We start from the raw sequence: 1,381 nt of genomic DNA, 5'->3' as shown, positions 1-1,381 counted from the left end.
GACGTACTCGGGGTCTTCCTTGGCGGGGTTGGTGTCGTCCAGGCGCAGGTTGCAGACGCCACCGAACTCGCCGGCGATGCCGAAGTCCAGGCAGATCGCCTTGGCGTGGCCGATGTGCAGGTAGCCGTTGGGCTCGGGCGGGAAGCGCGTCTTCACCGAGGCGTGGCGACCGCTGGCCAGGTCCTCGCGCACGATCTGGCGGATGAAGTCCCGCTTTTCCGGGGCGGCATCGTCAGACAGGGGGGCGGAGGGGGCTGCGGTATCGGACATCGGGGCAGGAGGCGTGGAAAAACGCCAGTTTAGCCGGTCTGGCGTCCGGGCTGGTCTATCCTGAACAGCCATCGTGCAACCGGTCCCCGCATGAGCCTCCCGACGCTCGTCATCGGCAACAAGAACTACTCGTCCTGGTCGCTGCGCCCGTGGCTGCTGCTGCGGCACTTCGGCGTGGAAATCGAGGAGATCCGCCTGCCCCTCGACACGCCCGCGTTCGCCGCGGAGGTCGGGCGCCATTCCCCGACCGGCAAAGTGCCCGCGCTGCACGATGGTGGGGTGCACGTCTGGGATTCGCTGGCGATCTGCGAATACGCCAACGAGCGCTGGCTGGACGGCCAGGGCTGGCCGCGCGACCGCGCCGCGCGCGCGGTGGCACGCGCGGCGGCGGCCGAGATGCATTCCGGCTTCACGGCGCTGCGCACGCAGTTGCCGATGAACAGCCGGCGCACGCCGGATGCCTACCGCTGGGACGCCGCGGCCCAGCGCGACATCGACCGCATCCAGGCGCTGTGGCGCGCGCTGCGCGCGGCGCATGGCGGCGGCGGCGACTTCCTGTTCGGCGAGTTCGGCATCGTCGACGCGATGTACGCCCCGGTGGCGGTGCGTTTCGATGGCTATGGCGTGGAGGTGGACGCCACCGCGCGTCGCTACATGCAGGCGTTGTTCGCGCTGCCGGCGATGCAGGCGTGGCGGGCCGCAGCCGCGGTCGAGCCTGAATCGGTGCCGGCCACGGAGGCCTTGCGCAAGCCGTTGCCCGCCTGAGCAGGTGTAGGCTGGCGGCGGAGGACGTATCCATGCGCGTGGTCTACCTGGCCGACAACCTGTTCGATGCCCATCTGGTGAAGCACGCGCTGGAGGAAGCGGAGATCCCGGCGTTCGTGTTCGGCGAGTCCCTGCTGGGCGGCATGGGCGAACTGCCGCTGTTCGGCGTGCTGCGCGTCTGCGTCCCGGACACAGCGTTGCCCGACGCGGAAGGGATCGTGAAGGGCCTGGGACTGGATTCGGGCAGCAATGGCCCCATCTTGGAAGGCGACGAGGAAGGCCTGGGCATCCTGCCGGCCTGATCCGCTTTCTCCCGACACACGAGGTTCGCCATGCTGGGTATCGG

Annotated in this window: 3 protein-coding genes; 2 read left to right on the top strand and 1 reads right to left on the bottom strand. The window is 69.4% G+C overall.

All coding sequences use genetic code 11. The features are described from left to right. Window positions 1-270: glutamate--tRNA ligase family protein (locus tag AC04L7_RS18760; RefSeq protein ID WP_475513710.1), on the bottom strand; the 270-nt coding region annotated here is incomplete at its 3' end. Window positions 271-360: 90 nt separating this feature from the next. On the opposite strand from AC04L7_RS18760, the gene AC04L7_RS18755 reads away from it, so the two are divergent. Together AC04L7_RS18755 and AC04L7_RS18750 are read left to right on the top strand one after the other, a co-directional pair. After that, entirely contained in the window at window positions 361-1,035 is a 675-nt protein-coding gene (locus tag AC04L7_RS18755) for a glutathione S-transferase family protein (protein ID WP_435997142.1), read from the top strand. Between the two features lie 32 nt (window positions 1,036-1,067). After that, window positions 1,068-1,337 (top strand): putative signal transducing protein, encoded by a 270-nt coding sequence (locus tag AC04L7_RS18750; protein WP_435997144.1) that lies wholly within the window; start codon window positions 1,068-1,070, stop codon window positions 1,335-1,337. Window positions 1,338-1,381: the final 44 nt, after the last annotated feature.

The organism is Pseudoxanthomonas sp. LjRoot204_2, from assembly GCF_056175765.1.
The sequence above is the reverse complement of the archived record's forward strand: the minus strand, read 5'-3'. Positions and strand labels throughout refer to the sequence as shown.

What these genes read in the sequence shown, in the direction of transcription:
- AC04L7_RS18755 (WP_435997142.1), top strand. Translation starts at nt 361, where the DNA reads ATGAGCCTCCCGACGCTCGTCATCGGCAACAAGAACTACTCGTCCTGG.
- AC04L7_RS18750 (WP_435997144.1), top strand. Translation starts at nt 1,068, where the DNA reads ATGCGCGTGGTCTACCTGGCCGACAACCTGTTCGATGCCCATCTGGTG.